The following is a 15,574-nucleotide window of genomic DNA, read 5'->3' as shown; positions in this document are numbered from 1 at the left end:
GACCGCGGCACTCATTCGAATCGGAGGTTCCCATGTCGATATCTGTTGAAAAAACACACGTAGCTAACGCTCTGGTCGGAGAGCCCGAGGTTCTCGAAGACGGCCTTGCGCAGCACCCCTCCTGGCTTAGCCTCAAGGCAGCGGCGACCTCACTGCAGGCTGTGCAGTCGCAGAACGGGTCGATTACCGACGCCGAACGGCACGCGGATGCCGCGGCATCCGTTTCGCGCATCACCGCGGCCATCACCGACCTCGCGCCGCAGTTCGCACACGACGCCGCGTATCTTGCCGCTCTGATCACCGACTTCGACCGCTGGGCGTCGGAGGGATTCGGCGTGCCCGACTTCTACGACTCTCTGATGGCCTTTCAGCCGCAGCAGCACCGTGTGAACGGACTGCGCCACCTCGTGGTGTTCCCCATGTACACGCAGAACGGCAGCGCCAATCGCCTGGTCGAAGCCGTTCTAATCGAGGTCATCTGGCCGGAATTCGTCGGCGAACTCGAAGCCGGCTACACAAACAAGCTGTTCGTGCCGATTCGTTTTCTGGACTTCACCCCGGGCTACGACACCAACTCGGCCGTGCTGTTTCCCGAGACGGTCGCGATGCGCGAGATTCCCACGTTCACCTGGGGGGCGATCTTCGCCGACCGTGAAGCCGCCCGTTTTCGCCGCGTCGTGCGCGCGGCATCCGAGATCACCCGGCTCGAGCTGCCCGCCGAGGCCGCAGCACTGCTCGATGACCAGCACCTCACCGAAGAGACCTTCGTGATGTGGGACCTCATTCACGACCGCACGCACATGCGCGGGGATCTGCCGTTCGACCCGTTCATGATCAAGCAGCGCATGCCGTTCTTTCTCTATTCGCTCGAGGAGTTGCGCTGCGATCTGACCGCTTTTCGCGAATCGGTCACGATCGAAGGCAGTGAGCTGGCAAGCCCCGAAGCGCGTCGGCACGCGAAACTGGTGCAATATGCGGTCATCTTCGACCGCATCTTTCGGTTCGCCATCACCGGAAACCGGGTGCGCAACTATGACGGCCTCGGCGGTCAGCTGCTGTTCGCCTGGATGCACCAGCACGGCGTGCTGCACTGGACCGACACTCGGCTCACCTTCGACTGGGACGCTGTACCCGACGTGGTCATCGCACTCGGAGCGCAGATCGACGAGCTCTACTGGTCGTCGATCGACCGGCCGAAGAAGGCACACTGGCTCGCGGCCTACGAGATGATCTCGAAGACCCTCACGCCGAACCCGGCATCTACCTGGGCCCGCGGGCTTTCGAACGAGGTGCTCGCCGGAGCTCCGAAGGGCTACACCGACCAGGTTCTCGACGACGAATTTCCGCTGTCGATGTTCTTCGAAGCGCTAGAGAAGAAGATGCGCACGGTCATCACGTCCACGGCCGGCATTACCGGCAGCGCGGTCGACTGATGAGCGCCAGCTCGGCCGTCGCTGGTCGCACCGTGCTGATCGCCGGCGCGACCAGCACGGCCGGTCTGGCCGTCGCGCGTTCACTAGCGGATGCCGGCGCGCACGTCGTCGCCGTCGGCTCCAACCTCAAACGCCTCCAGTCGGTGCTCGAGGTAGCCCCCGATGCTGCGTTGTATGAGTGCGACCTGACGGATTTTTCCGCAGTGACTGCTCTGGCGGCTCAGCTCTCCCCTATCGACGGGCTCATCCACCTCGTCGGCGGCTGGCGCGGCGGAGGCGGGCTCGCCGGCCAGACCGACGAGGACTGGGATTTTTTGCACTCGCACGTGGTCACCACACTGAGGAACACCACCCGGGCGTTCAACGCCCACGTGTTGGCCTCGCCCGCCGGGCGGCTCGCCATCGTGTCGAGCGTGTCGGTCGACCGGCCGGCTGCCGGCGGCGCGAACTATGCGGCCGCAAAGTCCGCGGCCGAAACCTGGGTGCGCGCGGTCGGTGCGGGGTTTGCGAAAGCCGGCGACCGGGCCGCGGTCGTGATTTTCGTCGTGCTTTCGCTCGACGGGCTCGAAACCGAGCTGGCTACCCGCGTGAGCGGTCTGTGGGACGAGGCAGCGGCATCCGCTAATGGCAGTCGGGTCGTGCTCGCGCCTCCCGAAACCTGACGCTTACTCGCGTAGCGGCCCCGTTTCCACCCCCAGTAGGGCCGGAAACCGTTTTGGGCCGGGACTTTTCCCTAGGCTCAATCGGGGCTCTCGCATCACCACAGCATTCTGTGGCCAGAACTTGAACCAGCGGACAGGCAGACACCCCAGCCGACGGTCCCGTCACCAGTGTGATCCACACGTCCAGCTTCAGGATTGGCCCCAATGACTTCCGCACGTGTTCGTTTTCGAAATCGCGGCTCCGCCGTCGCCCTGACCGTCGCGGCCGTACTCGTGTTCGGCACCCTATTCGCCGCGCCGGCCAGCGCCGTTATTGTCGAATCCGGTCCGATCACCATCGTTGGGGATGCCATCGTTGGACAGACGTTGACTATCAACGAAGGCACTTGGGGCGGTGATTCGCTAAATCACACGTACCAGTGGTACGGAGTAAGTCTCTCTCCTTCGGCCGATACCGCGATCGACGGCGCGACCAGCTCGTCATTCACTGTTACCGAGGCGTTTCTTGGTCAGCAACTCTTCATCGAAGTGACGGGACTCGGCTCGGATGGACTCGAAATCGTCAGGAGCGAGCCGACGGCCACAGTCACTTCGGCCGCCTTGCCCGTTCTGACGGCAGGTACCGTCACGATCTCGGGCTCGCCCGTTGTCGGCAGCGTGCTGACCGCGACCTCCACCGGCTGGCCGACTGGTACGGCCCTCTCCTATGAATGGTTCTACAGTGGCGGCGAGTTCGGCGGCGGCATCGACGGTGCGACATCGAGCACGTACACCGTGACCGATGAGTACGTCGGACTGACCATCGGCATCAACGTGACCGGCACCCTCGAGGGCTTCGAACCGTCGGCCGTCTTCGGCACGACGGGTGCTCTCGTCACCGCCCCGAAGACCGCTGCCGCTGCCGCCCCGGTCGCCAACTCGACGGACCTCGCCGCCTTCCTCAGCACAGCGGGCGTTGAAATCGCGACCCCGGCATCCGCTGGACTGCCAGCCGGTTCGCTGAACCCGGGTCAGCCGTACACGGCCACCGTGGAATGGATCTCCGGCGACTCGTTCGTCGACGTCTACGCGTACTCCACGCCGACACTCGTCGGCACGTTCCCCGTCGTCAATGGCAAGGTGCAGGTCGTTCTGAGCCCCGCCATGCTCGCACTGCTCGCCTCGGGCTCACACACCCTGGTCTTCACCGGCCAGTCCTCGGGTGCCGTGTCGGCCGTTGCGTTCAGCATCAGCAAGACCCTCGCCGCCACCGGCGTCGATCCCATCGTGCCGCTCGGCTCCGCCGCGCTGCTGCTGATGCTCGGTGCCGCGCTCATCATCGTGCGCCGCCGCCGCCGCACGCTCGCATAACGCAGCAACAACATGAAGGGGCGTGGCCAACTGGCCGCGCCCCTTTTGCGTGCACGCTAGCGTGTAGTCATGAGCTCCACCGACTCCCACCTCAGCGACGAGTGGCAGAGGCCCAGCCCCGTCGGGCCGAGCCTGCGTAAAGACCTGTGGGTTGCGCTGGTTCTGGCTGGCGCTACCGCCCTAAGCGTCTCACTCACTCGCAGCGCCGGCGTCTTCACCGAAGCGCCAGTCTGGCACGTGGCGCTCTGGGTAGCGCTCATCAGCCTGCCGCTCGCGCTGCGTCGTCGGTGGCCCGAAGTTGTGGCCATAACGGCATCCGTGGTCTTCACCGCTGGCGCAATGCTCGAGGCGAGCGACATGCTCTTCTCCAACATCTGCCTGTATATCGCTCTCTACTCGATTGGGGCCTGGAGCCGCCACCGAGTGGCCGCCAAGTGGGTGCGGGTCGCGATCGTGGTCGGCATGTTCATCTGGCTGTTCGCGCAACTCATCGTGCAGGCCAACCAGCTCACCATGATGCCCGACCTCTCTCGCGATGGCTTCTTCTCCCCCTATGCGGCGTTCGGGGTGCTGCAGGTCTTGATCAACCTGGTCTATTTCGGTGCGGCCTGGTATTTCGGGGAATCGGCCTGGAACTCCGCCCGCAAGGGCGCTGCCCTGAAGAACAGCACCGCCGAGCTCGCAGCCGAGCGCGAGCGCACGGCCGCCCAGGCCATCACCCTGGAACGGGTGCGCATCGCCCGCGAGTTGCACGACGTCGTCGCCCACCACGTCTCGGTCATGGGCGTGCAGGCCGGCGCGGCCCGCCGCATCCTCTCGAGTGACCCCGGGCAGGCGGCCGACGCGCTCACCATCATCGAACAGAGCGCGCGCAGCGCGGTCGACGAACTGCACACCATGCTCGGAGCCCTGCGTGGCGATGATGCGCCAGGCCTCGAACAGACCAGCCAGAGCAGCAGCACCCGCGGCATCGCCCAGCTCGGTGAACTTGCCGACGAATCCCGCACCGCCGGTGTTCCCGTGCGTCTCTCGATCGTAGGCGAGGAGCGCGCGATTCCCGCCACAATCGGCCTCAGCATCTATCGCATCGCGCAGGAAGCCCTGACCAACACTCGCAAGCACGCCGGTCCCGGCGTCAGCACCGACCTGCGTCTGCGCTACGAAACGGATGCCGTCGAGCTCGAGATCACCGACGACGGCGTCGGTCCCCGACGGCAATTCGCTGCGGCAGTTACCAGTGGTGCGAGCGCCGAAACGACCGGGCTCGGCCAGCGGGGCATGCGCGAACGGGTCGCAGCCGTCGGCGGCGAACTGCACCTCGGCGGACGACCACGCGGCGGCTACCTCGTGCGCGCCCGGTTTCCGCTCATGAATCGAGAGAACGCATGAGCGAGCCAGCCGGCATCCGCGTGCTGCTCGTCGACGACCAGGCGCTCGTGCGCGCTGGGTTTCACATCATTCTGCAATCCGAGCCGGGCATTCACGTCGTCGGCGAGGCCTCGGACGGCGCCGCCGCTCTCGTTTTGGCCCGAACGCTTCAGCCCGACGTCATCTGCATGGACGTGCAGATGCCCGGCGTCGACGGCCTCACCGCTACCCAATCCATCGTCGACGACCCGTCGATCCACGCCGCAGTGCTCATGCTCACGACCTTCGACCGCGAGGACTACCTTTTTGCCGCGCTGCAACACGGCGCGAGCGGATTCATCCTGAAGAACTCCACCCCCGAAGCGCTGATCGAGGCCGTTCAGGTGCTCGCCCGCGGCGATGCACTGCTGGCCCCCGACGTGACCCGGCGCGTGATTGAGCGGTGCGTAAATCCGGGCGGGGCATCCGTTGTGGCGGTTGCAGCGGCGCCGAGCGAACTGCAGGACCTCACCGAACGCGAGTCCGAGGTGTTCTCGCTGCTCGCCCAGGGCCTCGCCAACGCCGAGATCGCCACGCAGCTCTTTCTCGGTGAGGCCACGGTGAAATCGCACGTCTCCAAGGTGCTGATGAAGCTGGGACTGCGCGACCGCATTCAGGCCGTCGTCTACGCCTACGAGCACCGCGTGATCGTGCCCGGCGGCGCGCTCGAAGCGTAGCTCCGCCGCCCGGCGGAGACCGGTTCACCCGCCAGAGGGATGTGCCGACTGAAGGCTCCGCGCTACCGTGAAGGGAACAAGGGGGCGGGCATGCTCGACAACAGAGACAGCACTTCGGGCCTGGCAGAAGATGTGGTGACACTGACCGGTGTGAGCAAGTCGTACGGATCCAAACTCGTTGTGGACGACGTGTCATTCAGGGTGCGACGAGGGGAAATCTTCGGTTTGCTGGGGCCGAACGGTGCCGGCAAATCGACGCTGCTTGAGAGCATCGTCGGCTTGCGGTCGGTCAGCGCTGGCACCATATCGGTGCTGGGGGCCGAACCGGTCAGGCAACGCGCGTTCATCACCGCGAATGTCTCGATTCAACCGCAATCGGCGAGTCTGTTCGACACGCTGTCCGTACGTGAGACGTTGCGGTTGTACGCCTCCTTCCATAGCCGCCCCGGCGATGTGGACGAGGTGATGCAGAGGGTCGGGCTCGCCAACCAGGCCGACACGTGGGCACGGAACCTCTCCGGCGGTCAGCTCAGGCGTCTACTTGTCGGAGTCGCCATCGTCGGCAGACCACAGATTGTCGTGCTCGATGAGCCTTCAGCCGGACTGGACCCCGGGGCCAGGCAGAGCTTGCTCGGTTTGATCCGAGGGCTGAAGGAGTCAGGGACCACGGTTCTCTTCTCCACGCACGACATGCAGGAGGCCAGTGACCTGTGCGACCGAGTCGCGATCCTCGCCGGGGGTCGGATCCAGGCGCTGGGCAGTCCAGACGAACTGATTCGCCTCAGCGATGCGACCAGCACCGTGTCATTCCTCGTTCCGGCTGACACCGACCTCTCGTTCCTCGACGAGCAATTTGATAGCAGCGCGTTCTCTCGATCGACGGTCTCGATTGGAATCAGAGTTGTGGTCACCACCTCCGACCCCGACGCGATACTTCGCCAGCTCACATTCAGATGCCGAGTAGCCGCCCGCGAATACAGCGTGCGGCAGAGCACCCTGGAAGACTACTTCCTCAAAATTGTGGCAACCAGCAGCGCTGCAACGAGCGATCTCCGATGACTACCTCCCGGGCAACGACGCCAAGGGTCCGCTCCGCGTTCTATGAACTCAGCGCATCAAATGCGAGAGAGCTGTACCGCAATAAGAAGGGATCGTTCTCGATTCTTTTCATGTTCTTCTTTCTTTTGCTACTCATCGTGGGCCTCAACTTTGCTGTGAATGACGGAAACAGGCCGGAACCGATCGTGGCAGTCACCGGAGCTGCCGCAGGCATGACGCCTCTGCTGGTTACCCTCGATTCTCGAGGTGTCGAGGCAACATCGGCCCGCATCACCGGCGAAGAGAACGCCACCATCAACGTGAATGACAATCACGCTGCGGTTGTACTGACGGGGCAGGACCCACCACGATGGATCCCCCTGGTCGAAGCCATCGAGGCATCCGGAATCCCCTACGCCAACATCGCAGTCCAGGACGAGTCAGGGTTTGCCCAGGTCGACCTTCTCCGCGCCAACCTTCCCGCCGTCGCCGCGATCGGCTTCATGGCGATTGCCTTTATGGGTACGGCTGTGCCGCTGGTCTCGCTTCGCCAGCGCGGCACGCTTCGCCTCCTTGGCACCACCCCCGTCAAGAAACTGACCTTCATCGCTGCCCAGACGCCGGTTCGCTTCGCCTCGGGGATGGTAGTCGCGTTGCTGGTGTCGGTGATTTCCATAGCGATGGGTTACGTCAGCGTCGTGGGCCTGGCACGACTCACGGCGACGTTCCTGCTCGGGCTGCTGATGTTCTTTGCCTTCGCCTACTTACTCGCGTCTCGATCACGGAATGCCGAACTGATCAACCACATCTCAGCCGTCATCCCGGTTCTGGCCCTGTTCGCATCAGGGGAGGTCTTTCCCAAGCAAATATTGCCGGAGCCCGTTCTGGTGGCGCTCAATGTGCTACCGACAACCTGGTTCGCGCAAGCCGCCGGAACGGACCTCTCGGGAACGACGCCATTCATAGACGTTTACCTGCTGTGGGCCATGATGCTGGCAGTGACGATTGGCGTGGCACTTCTGGCCGCGCGAATCTTCGTCTGGGATGACCGGGACCGCTGAGCGCGTCTTCGTGTTCTGACCGACTCCACCGTGCGGCGGAGACCGATTCACCCGCCAGACGGATGCGCCGGCTGAAGACTCCGCGCTAGCGTGAAGACACGCACAACGAAAGGGCGGTAATGCTCGACATCAGGGGAGTCACCAAGAGCTACGGCACGAGAGAGGTGCTGACCGACGTGAGCTTCACTGTCGGGGACGGCTGCATGACCGGCTTCGTCGGCGCCAACGGCGCCGGCAAAACCACGACAATGCGCATCATTCTCGGCGTACTCTCGCCGGACGAAGGCACCGTTCTTATCGACAGCGTGCCGGTCACCGCGAGCGACCGCCGCCGGTTCGGCTACATGCCCGAGGAGCGCGGCCTCTACCCGAAGATGAAGGTCGCCGAGCAGCTGGTGTACCTGGCGCGCCTGCATGGGTTGTCACCGGCATCCGCTCGCCGCAATACTGCCGACCTGCTCGAGCGTCTCGGACTCACCGAACGCGCCGGCGACACCGTCGAGTCGCTCTCGCTCGGCAACCAGCAACGCGCCCAGATCGCGGCCGCACTCGTGCACGACCCCGAGTTTCTCGTGCTCGACGAGCCGTTCTCCGGCCTCGATCCACTCGCGGTGGAGGTGGTGATGAGCGTGCTCGCCGGCTACGCCGCCCAGGGCGCGCCCGTGCTGTTCTCCTCGCACCAGCTTGATATTGTCGAACGGCTCTGCGACGACCTCGTTATCATCGCCGACGGCGAAATTCGCGCGAACGGCTCCGGCGAGGCCCTGCGCGAGCAGCACAGCAGCCCCCGCTTCGAAATTCGTACCGAAGGCGACACCGGCTGGATCCGCTCACAGCCGGGCATCACCGTGATCGACTTCGACGGCGACTTCGCCGTCTTTGAAGCCGAAACGGATGCCGCCAGCCAGGCCGTCCTGCGGCACGCGATCACGCTCGGAGCGGTCCAGACGTTCAGTCAGCAGAGACCGTCACTCGCCACCATCTTCAAGGAGGTCATCGCATGAGCAACACCACCCGCCCGGTGCACACCGCGCCCACCTTCGCCCAGAGCGTCTGGCTGGTTTCCAACCGCGAGATCACGGCACGCCTCCGCAGCAAATCCTTTCTTATCGCGACCGGCATTCTGCTTCTCATCTCCGTGGCGTCGGTCGTCGTCGGCAGTCTGCTCAGTCAGAATGAAAGCCTGACCAAGGTCGCCGTAGTCGGCACAGCCATCAGCGTCGTCGAACAGACCGAAGCCTTCGATATCGTGGAATCCGACACTGTCAAGGAGGCCGAAGCACTCGTGCGCGACGGCACGGTCGACGCGGCCGTTGTGCCGTCAGACGGCGCCGATTCGCTGCTCGGCATCACCGTGATCGGCTTGGACTCGACGCCGAGCGAAGTTCTTGGCACGCTCAGCGTGAGCCCCGACCTGAAAATTCTCGAGCCTGCCTCGCAGGACGGTTTTCTCGCCTACCTCGTTGCCATTGGCTTCGGCATCATCTTTCTGATGTCGGCGACCACCTTCGGTGCCACGATCGCGCAGAGTGTGGTCGAAGAGAAGCAGACCCGCATCGTGGAGATTCTCATGTCGACCATCTCGGTGCGGGCGCTGCTCGCCGGCAAGGTGCTCGGCAATAGTCTCATGGCCTTCGGGCAGATCGTGGCCATCGGGCTGCTGGTCTCCGTGGGTTTGGCGGTAACCGGGCAACGGGTGCTGCTGGCCGATGTGGGCCCGGCCATCGTGTGGTTCGCCGCGTTCTTCGCCTTCGGATTCGTGCTGCTCGCCGCGCTCTACGCGGCTACGGCCTCGATGGTGTCGCGGCAGGAAGACGTCGGCTCGGCGACCTCACCGGTGCTGTTCCTCGTCATGATCCCGTACTTTCTGGTGGTCTTCTTCAATGACAACCCGCTCGTGCTGGCGATTATGTCGTACGTTCCGTTCTCGGCGCCGGTCGGGATGCCGGTGCGCATCTTCCTCGGTCAGGCCGAATGGTGGGAGCCCGTGCTCTCGCTGATCGTGCTGGTCCTGTCGACGATGGTGGTGATTTTGATCGGGTCACGCATCTACTCCAATGCTCTGCTGCGCATGGGTGCCCGCGTCTCGCTGCGCGAGGCCTTGCACAGGTAGGGTGACGACCAGCAGAATGCGGGAGGATGGAGGAGTGACCCAACTCCATGATTTGTCCTCCCGCGGTTTTGCCTCCGACAACTACTCCGGAATTCATCCGGAAATTCTGGAGGCGATTGTCTTGGCCAACGGCGCCCACCAGATCGCCTACGGCGAAGACGTCTACACAGCCCGGTTGCACGAGGTCTTCGTCGAACAGTTCGGTGAAGGCGTCGAAGCCTTTCCCGTTTTCAACGGCACCGGCGCCAACGTCACCGGGCTGCAGTCGATGCTGCCGCGCTGGGGCGCCGTGATCTGCTCGGCCACCGCACACATCCACAACGACGAGGGCGGCGCCCCCGAACACGTCGGCGGATTCAAGCTGCTGCCGGTGACCACCCCCGACGGCAAGCTCACCCCCGAACTCATCGACCAGGAGGCCTGGGGCTGGGGCGATGAACACCGCGCCCAGCCGCTCGTCGTGGCTATCACCCAGACCACTGAGCTTGGCACCGCGTACACCGTCGACGAGGTGCGTGCCATCGCCGATCACGCCCATTCCAAGGGCATGACGCTGCACATGGACGGCGCGCGCATCTCCAACGCCGCTGCGAGCCTCGGGGTTCCGCTTCGGGCGTTCACCCGCGATGCTGGCGTCGACGTGCTCAGCTTTGGCGGTACCAAGAACGGCATGATGCTGGGTGAGTGCATCGTGGTACTGAACCCGGCGGCATCCACTGGTTTGAAGTTTCTGCGCAAGTCGAACATGCAGCTCTCCAGCAAGATGCGTTTCGTCTCGGCGCAGCTGATCGCGCTGCTCGACGGGGACCTGTGGCTGCGCAACGCCGCCCACTCCAATGCGATGGCCGCCCGACTGCGCGGGGCGCTCGAGGGCGCAATCGCCGACGGCACCATCACGGGGCTGGCCTTCAGCCAGGCCACCCAGGCCAACGCCATCTTCGCCACCCTGCCGGCCGGTGTCGCCGACCGCCTACGCGAGCACTTTCGGTTCTACGACTGGAACGCATCCAAGAACGAGGTTCGCTGGATGTGCGGCTTCGACACCACGGAAGACGACATCGACCAGTTCGTCGCCGCCATCACCCGGGAGCTGTCATGACTTTCAAGGACCAGCCCTGGCTCGCCTCCTATGCGCCGGGAGTTCCCGGAACGATCGCCGAGACCACCGAAACCCTCACCGACATGATGGAGACCTCGGCTGAGCGGTTTGTGCCGTGCATCGCCCTGGACTTCTTCGGCTCCACCACCACCTACGCCGAGCTCGGCGAGCAGATCTCGCGCGCCGCCAACGGCCTGCGCAAACTCGGAGTGAGCCCCGGCGACCGCGTTGCCATCGTGCTGCCGAACTGTCCGCAGCACGTCGTCGCGTTCTATGCGGTGCTGCGCCTCGGCGCCATCGTGGTCGAGCACAATCCGCTCTACACCGACCGCGAGCTGCGTCACCAGTTCGAAGACCACGGCGCGAAGGTCGCAATTGTCTGGGACAAGGTCTACGAGTCGGTGCGCACTTTTCCCAAAGACATGGGCGTAGCGGATATCGTCACCGTCGACCTCACCCGTGCGATGCCGTTCTCCAAACGGCTGGCTCTCAGGCTGCCGATCAAGAAGGCGCAGGAGGCCCGCGCCTCGCTGACCACCGCACCCGCAAAGGGCGCAATCGCCTGGGAGTCCATCGTGGGCGCTCGCAAGCTGCACCACTCGCATCAGCGTCCGCTGCTCACGGACACCGCCGTGCTGCAGTACACCAGCGGCACGACCGGCACCCCGAAGGGCGCCATTTTGAGCCACTACAACCTGCGCGCCAATGCCGCGCAGGGTTCCGCCTGGGTGGCGGGCCTTCGCCCCGGCGACGAAACCGTCTACGGTGTGCTGCCGATGTTCCACGCCTACGGCCTTACCCTGTGTCTCACCTTCGCGATGAGCATCGGCGCCCGCCTCGTGCTGTTTCCCAAGTTCGACGAGAAGCTCGTGCTCGACGCTGCCAAGCACGCACCGCCCACGTTCCTACCGGCAGTGCCGCCGATTTACGATCGCCTGGTCACGGCCGCAGCGAAGAAAAAGGTGAGCCTCGCGGGCATCCGCTTTGCTATTTCTGGCGCGATGAACCTGCCGGTGTCGATCGTTGAGCGCTGGGAGAGCGCCACCGGCGGACTTCTGGTCGAGGGCTACGGTATGACCGAGGCGTCGCCGATCGTGGCCGGCAACCCGATCGGCCCGAGCCGTCGCCCCGGAACGGTGGGCGTGCCGTTTCCGAGCACCGACATTCGTGTCGTCAACCCCGACGACCCCACCGTCGAGCGCGGTTTCGAAGAGGAAGGCGAGCTGCTCGTTCACGGCCCCCAGGTCTTCTCCGGCTATTGGGACCGGCCCACCGAGAGCGCCCAGGCGTTGCTGCCCGGCGGCTGGCTGCGCACCGGCGACATCGTGCGGGTCTCCGCTGACGGCTTTATCACCGTCGTCGATCGTCTGAAGGAGCTCATCATCACCGGCGGATTCAACGTGTCGCCGTCGGAGGTGGAGGAAGCGCTGCTGTCGCACCCCGATATCACCGATGCGGCTGCGGTCGGGCTGCCGAGCGCGAACGGCGGCGAAGACGTCGTGGCCGTCGTGGTGCTGCGGCCCGGCGTTGAACTCGACGTTTCCGCGGTGCGCGAGTACTGCCGCACCCGACTCTCGGCTTACAAGGTGCCACGGCGCATCGTGGAGGTCGACGACCTGCCGCGCAGCCTGCTCGGCAAGGTGCTGCGCCGCGAGGTGCGTAACCGCCTGCAAGGCAAATAGGTTCCGCGATTAACTGTGGCTGGGGCAGTAGGACCGTAGCTGCTTTTGGTACAGGGTTTCGGGAAGGAAGTCCTGCACCTCGCCCATGGTCGGCTCCGGCAACGGCTGGCCGCACACCAGCATGGTTGCGTTCAGGCCATTTCCACTAGTTGTCAGCAGTCCGGAGCCCCCGTCAGCGCCGGCACAGGTCAGATCGAACGGCACCTGTATCTGATCGGTTTGAAAGCCCATGATAGTGGTCCCTGCCACGGGGACCGATGGTTTCGCCGCCTCAAAGTCAATCTGCGGATGCCCGAGATCCGTCATCTCGGTTTGTCCCGTGCGCTCGAACTCTCCCAGCAGAAAGTTGACCCACTCCGGCGTGAAATAGTCGCGGGAGAGCAGATCGTCGCTGACGAGACTGGAGGTGTAGGTGAGCTCGGTGTCGACAGCGAACTCCGTGCCGTCGGCGGCGACGGTCAGCTCCCGGTGACCGAGCGTGGCCGGCTCCGCATCCTGCATTGGGTGCCAGGTCAGTTGCGCATCGTTCTGGCTGCAGGCAACTGGTTCCAGGCTCGAAACGGATGCCGTCGGCGTCACGTCCGCGGGGAAGAAAGCACTGCAGCCGGCCAGCGCCGCCACGATCGTGACCGCCACCGCCACTACTCCGACGGAACGCGCGCTGGCCTGGTTCTTCACGTCCCACCCCTTGTCGTCACATCGCGTAATGACACCCTAGACGGAATAGTGCGCAGGCTGCAGCGTTATAGATCGTGGGTCAACGTAGCCCCGCCTACATTCCTCGATCAAAGGATTCGCCCATGACCCTCATTGCAGACACGAGTCGTCGCGCCGACACCGCATCGCCGCTGATCGAAATTTTGGCCGAACGCTGGAGCCCCCGCGCCTACAACAAGAACGCCGTCATCGACGAGGCCACTCTCACGACGGTGCTCGAAGCCGCCCGCTGGGCTCCGTCGGGCAGCAACCGGCAGCCGGGCCGGTTCATCGTGGCTCGGCGCGGTTCGACCAGTTTCGTCAAGATCCACGATGCGCTGATGGGGTTCAATCAGGCCTGGGCCGATTCGGCATCCGTTTTAATCGTGAACGTCGCGCAGCTGCCGGTCGACGGCGAACGTGCGAACCCGTGGGCGCGTTACGACCTCGGCCAGTCCGTGGCCCATCTGTCGATTCAGGCCCAGCACGAGGGACTGCACACGCACCAGATGGGTGGGTTCGACGGTGCTGCCATCGCGGCGGCCTTCGACCTCACGCCCGAGCAGGACGTCGTGACGGTCACCGCGCTCGGCGTGCTCGGCGACGCGTCCTCGTTGACCCCGGAGCTGCGCGAGCGCGAGGTGGCCCCGCGCTCCCGCCTGCCCCTGGCCGACCTACTCCTCGCGAACGACTAGCCCCGCCTGTTGCGCAGCGCGCGGCCCACGGAGCAGAAACGTCGGGATCAACGATCCGACGATGATCACTGCCGCGAGCCACGCGAGGTGCACCACGAGCGGGTACGGCCAGTACATGGTCACTCCCACACCCGCCAGGGTGATGACCAGAGCCGCCAGAGCCGGCCACCACGCTCGTCGCCAGGCGAAGATCAAGGCCGCAGCGGGAACCCAGTAGGCGATTTCACTTCCCACGCCCATTGCGCGCACCGAGTCAGCCGGCACCTGCAGAAACGGCACCGCATCGACCCAGGGGCCAAAGAACATCGCCGCACAGTGGAAAACGAGCAGCAGCCCGCTCACGAACGCGAGGGCAGCCGCCGCCCAGCCCACGCGCACGGAACGGCCACGCAGTACCGGGCGAGCCAGCACGAGCCGCACGACTCCACTGGCTACAACGACGGCCAGCAGGCTTCCCCACAGAATTGGCTGATTCACAGCTGTCGGTCTTCTGCCGGCCCTACGGGCGGAGGAGCACCTTGATGGCCCGGCGCTCGTCCATGGCGGCGTAGGCCTCGGCCACCTCAGCAAGCGGCAGCTCCAGGTCGAAGACCCGGCCGGGGTTGATCTGGCCGGAGAGCACCTCGGGCAGCAACTCCTCGATATAGCCTCGAACGGATGCCACGCCCCCGTTCACACCCACATTGCGCCCGAACAGCGAGCGGATGGGCAGCTCGGCACCACCGTTGGGCACGCCGACGTAGCCGACCATCCCACCGGGCCGGGTCGACCGGATGGCCTGATCCATGGATTCCTTGGTACCGACGCACTCGAGCACACAGTCAGCGCCGATTCCGTCAAACAGAGCTTGCACCGCTGCAACTCCCGCATCGCCGCGCTCTTCGATGATGTCCGTCGCGCCGAATTCACGGGCGACGGCCTGACGGTCAGCGTGACGGGACATGGCGACGATGCGGCTCGCACCGAGGCGCTTGCTCGCGAGAATGGCGCAGAGCCCAACGGCGCCGTCGCCAACGACAACAACGGTGCTTCCGGCGGTCACGCCGGCCGAGACCGCCGCGTGGTGTCCGGTGCCCATCACGTCGGAGAGGGTCAAGAGTCCCGGAATCAGCGCGTCGTCGGGTACTTCGGGTGTTGCTACGAGCGAACCATCAGCATGCGGAACGCGCACCCGCTCACCCTGGGCACCGTCGGCGAAGCCGCCCATGTCGTCTTTGGAGCCCCACGGAACAACGTGGAGGCAGGAAAAGCTCACACCGTTTCGGCAATTGACGCAGGTATTGTCGCAGTCGTAGAACGGCGCAATGACAAAGTCGCCCACCTTGACGGTGGAAACGTCGGGGCCAATTTCTTCGACAATGCCAACAAACTCGTGGCCAATGCGGTGCGGCTCCTTGGTGGCGGTCACACCGCGGTAGGGCCACAGGTCGGACCCACAGACGCAGGCCGCGACCACCCGAACGATGGCATCGCCACCGGTCGACAGCACAGGGTTAGGAACTTCTTCGAGGCGAACATCCCGTTCGCCATAAATCACAGTTGCGAGCATACCTAAACCCTAACCCGGCCATCCTGAACCCACCCCCCTTTCGAGTCACATTCCTCACGCGAGAGCGGGAAAAACGATGCTTCCGGGGTGCCGAAGCAACGTTTTTCCCGCT

15 protein-coding genes are annotated in these 15,574 nt (G+C 64.7%); 12 read left to right on the top strand and 3 right to left on the bottom strand.

Going from position 1 to position 15,574, the window contains the following annotated elements; translation table 11 throughout:
- The first annotated feature begins 32 nt into the window (after positions 1-32).
- From CJ028_RS16220 to CJ028_RS16170, 11 genes are all read left to right on the top strand, one after another.
- The gene (locus CJ028_RS16220; RefSeq protein ID WP_105036261.1) at positions 33-1,433 is read left to right on the top strand and encodes a DUF6421 family protein; all 1,401 of its coding nucleotides are present in this window, start codon (positions 33-35) and stop codon (positions 1,431-1,433) included.
- Complete coding sequence (locus tag CJ028_RS16215; RefSeq protein WP_105036260.1) at positions 1,433-2,095, top strand: SDR family NAD(P)-dependent oxidoreductase; 663 nt, start codon at positions 1,433-1,435, stop codon at positions 2,093-2,095. The genes CJ028_RS16220 and CJ028_RS16215 overlap by 1 nt, the downstream gene beginning before the upstream one ends.
- A 204-nt stretch (positions 2,096-2,299) precedes the next feature.
- On the top strand, positions 2,300-3,445 hold the full coding sequence (locus CJ028_RS16210) for a hypothetical protein (RefSeq protein ID WP_105036259.1): 1,146 nt from the start codon (positions 2,300-2,302) through the stop codon (positions 3,443-3,445).
- A 69-nt stretch (positions 3,446-3,514) separates the two neighbouring features.
- On the top strand, positions 3,515-4,834 hold the full coding sequence (locus CJ028_RS16205) for a sensor histidine kinase (RefSeq protein ID WP_105036258.1): 1,320 nt from the start codon (positions 3,515-3,517) through the stop codon (positions 4,832-4,834).
- The gene (locus CJ028_RS16200) at positions 4,831-5,529 is read left to right on the top strand and encodes a response regulator (protein ID WP_105036257.1); all 699 of its coding nucleotides are present in this window, start codon (positions 4,831-4,833) and stop codon (positions 5,527-5,529) included. The genes CJ028_RS16205 and CJ028_RS16200 overlap by 4 nt, the downstream gene beginning before the upstream one ends.
- A 90-nt stretch (positions 5,530-5,619) precedes the next feature.
- On the top strand, positions 5,620-6,588 hold the full coding sequence (locus tag CJ028_RS16195) for an ABC transporter ATP-binding protein (protein WP_161499011.1): 969 nt from the start codon (positions 5,620-5,622) through the stop codon (positions 6,586-6,588).
- 110 nt (positions 6,589-6,698) lie between these two features.
- Positions 6,699-7,628, top strand: a complete 930-nt coding sequence (locus CJ028_RS16190; RefSeq protein WP_161499010.1) for an ABC transporter permease — start codon at positions 6,699-6,701, stop codon at positions 7,626-7,628.
- Positions 7,629-7,747: 119 nt separating this feature from the next.
- Positions 7,748-8,632, top strand: a complete 885-nt coding sequence (locus tag CJ028_RS16185) for an ABC transporter ATP-binding protein (protein ID WP_105036254.1) — start codon at positions 7,748-7,750, stop codon at positions 8,630-8,632.
- Positions 8,629-9,741: an ABC transporter permease gene (locus CJ028_RS16180; protein WP_105036253.1), complete on the top strand. Its 1,113-nt coding sequence runs from the start codon at positions 8,629-8,631 to the stop codon at positions 9,739-9,741. Before CJ028_RS16185 ends, CJ028_RS16180 begins: the two co-directional genes overlap by 4 nt.
- Positions 9,742-9,757: 16 nt before the next feature.
- Positions 9,758-10,840: a threonine aldolase family protein gene (locus tag CJ028_RS16175; protein WP_105036252.1), complete on the top strand. Its 1,083-nt coding sequence runs from the start codon at positions 9,758-9,760 to the stop codon at positions 10,838-10,840.
- Entirely contained in the window at positions 10,837-12,522 is a 1,686-nt protein-coding gene (locus CJ028_RS16170) for a long-chain-fatty-acid--CoA ligase (protein WP_105036251.1), read from the top strand. Before CJ028_RS16175 ends, CJ028_RS16170 begins: the two co-directional genes overlap by 4 nt.
- Positions 12,523-12,531: 9 nt before the next feature.
- Here the strand turns inward: CJ028_RS16170 and CJ028_RS16165 are convergent, their stop codons facing one another.
- A complete protein-coding gene (locus CJ028_RS16165; protein ID WP_105036250.1) occupies positions 12,532-13,200 on the bottom strand; it encodes a hypothetical protein in 669 nt (222 codons plus the stop codon).
- 122 nt (positions 13,201-13,322) lie between these two features.
- On the opposite strand from CJ028_RS16165, the gene CJ028_RS16160 reads away from it, so the two are divergent.
- On the top strand, positions 13,323-13,913 hold the full coding sequence (locus CJ028_RS16160) for a nitroreductase family protein (RefSeq protein ID WP_105036249.1): 591 nt from the start codon (positions 13,323-13,325) through the stop codon (positions 13,911-13,913).
- Here the strand turns inward: CJ028_RS16160 and CJ028_RS16155 are convergent.
- The gene (locus CJ028_RS16155) at positions 13,893-14,390 is read right to left on the bottom strand and encodes a hypothetical protein (RefSeq protein ID WP_105036248.1); all 498 of its coding nucleotides are present in this window, start codon (positions 14,388-14,390) and stop codon (positions 13,893-13,895) included. The genes CJ028_RS16160 and CJ028_RS16155 overlap by 21 nt on opposite strands.
- A gap of 22 nt (positions 14,391-14,412) precedes the next feature.
- Entirely contained in the window at positions 14,413-15,462 is a 1,050-nt protein-coding gene (locus CJ028_RS16150; protein ID WP_105036247.1) for a zinc-dependent alcohol dehydrogenase family protein, read from the bottom strand.
- Positions 15,463-15,574: the final 112 nt, after the last annotated feature.

Source organism: Cryobacterium aureum (assembly GCF_002954245.1).
GTDB classification, from domain to species: Bacteria; Actinomycetota; Actinomycetes; order Actinomycetales; family Microbacteriaceae; genus Cryobacterium; species Cryobacterium aureum.
This window is presented reverse-complemented; position numbering and strand designations above follow the sequence as displayed.

Excerpts from the sequence above, each read along its gene's own strand:
- CJ028_RS16220 (WP_105036261.1), top strand. The coding sequence starts at position 33 with ATGTCGATATCTGTTGAAAAAACACACGTAGCTAACGCTCTGGTCGGA.
- CJ028_RS16185 (WP_105036254.1), top strand. The coding sequence starts at position 7,748 with ATGCTCGACATCAGGGGAGTCACCAAGAGCTACGGCACGAGAGAGGTG.
- CJ028_RS16180 (WP_105036253.1), top strand. The coding sequence starts at position 8,629 with ATGAGCAACACCACCCGCCCGGTGCACACCGCGCCCACCTTCGCCCAG.
- CJ028_RS16160 (WP_105036249.1), top strand. The coding sequence starts at position 13,323 with ATGACCCTCATTGCAGACACGAGTCGTCGCGCCGACACCGCATCGCCG.
- CJ028_RS16200 (WP_105036257.1), top strand. The coding sequence starts at position 4,831 with ATGAGCGAGCCAGCCGGCATCCGCGTGCTGCTCGTCGACGACCAGGCG.
- CJ028_RS16210 (WP_105036259.1), top strand. The coding sequence starts at position 2,300 with ATGACTTCCGCACGTGTTCGTTTTCGAAATCGCGGCTCCGCCGTCGCC.
- CJ028_RS16175 (WP_105036252.1), top strand. The coding sequence starts at position 9,758 with ATGCGGGAGGATGGAGGAGTGACCCAACTCCATGATTTGTCCTCCCGC.
- CJ028_RS16170 (WP_105036251.1), top strand. The coding sequence starts at position 10,837 with ATGACTTTCAAGGACCAGCCCTGGCTCGCCTCCTATGCGCCGGGAGTT.
- CJ028_RS16190 (WP_161499010.1), top strand. The coding sequence starts at position 6,699 with ATGTTCTTCTTTCTTTTGCTACTCATCGTGGGCCTCAACTTTGCTGTG.
- CJ028_RS16195 (WP_161499011.1), top strand. The coding sequence starts at position 5,620 with ATGCTCGACAACAGAGACAGCACTTCGGGCCTGGCAGAAGATGTGGTG.
- CJ028_RS16205 (WP_105036258.1), top strand. The coding sequence starts at position 3,515 with ATGAGCTCCACCGACTCCCACCTCAGCGACGAGTGGCAGAGGCCCAGC.
- CJ028_RS16215 (WP_105036260.1), top strand. The coding sequence starts at position 1,433 with ATGAGCGCCAGCTCGGCCGTCGCTGGTCGCACCGTGCTGATCGCCGGC.
- CJ028_RS16150 (WP_105036247.1), bottom strand. The coding sequence starts at position 15,462 with ATGCTCGCAACTGTGATTTATGGCGAACGGGATGTTCGCCTCGAAGAA.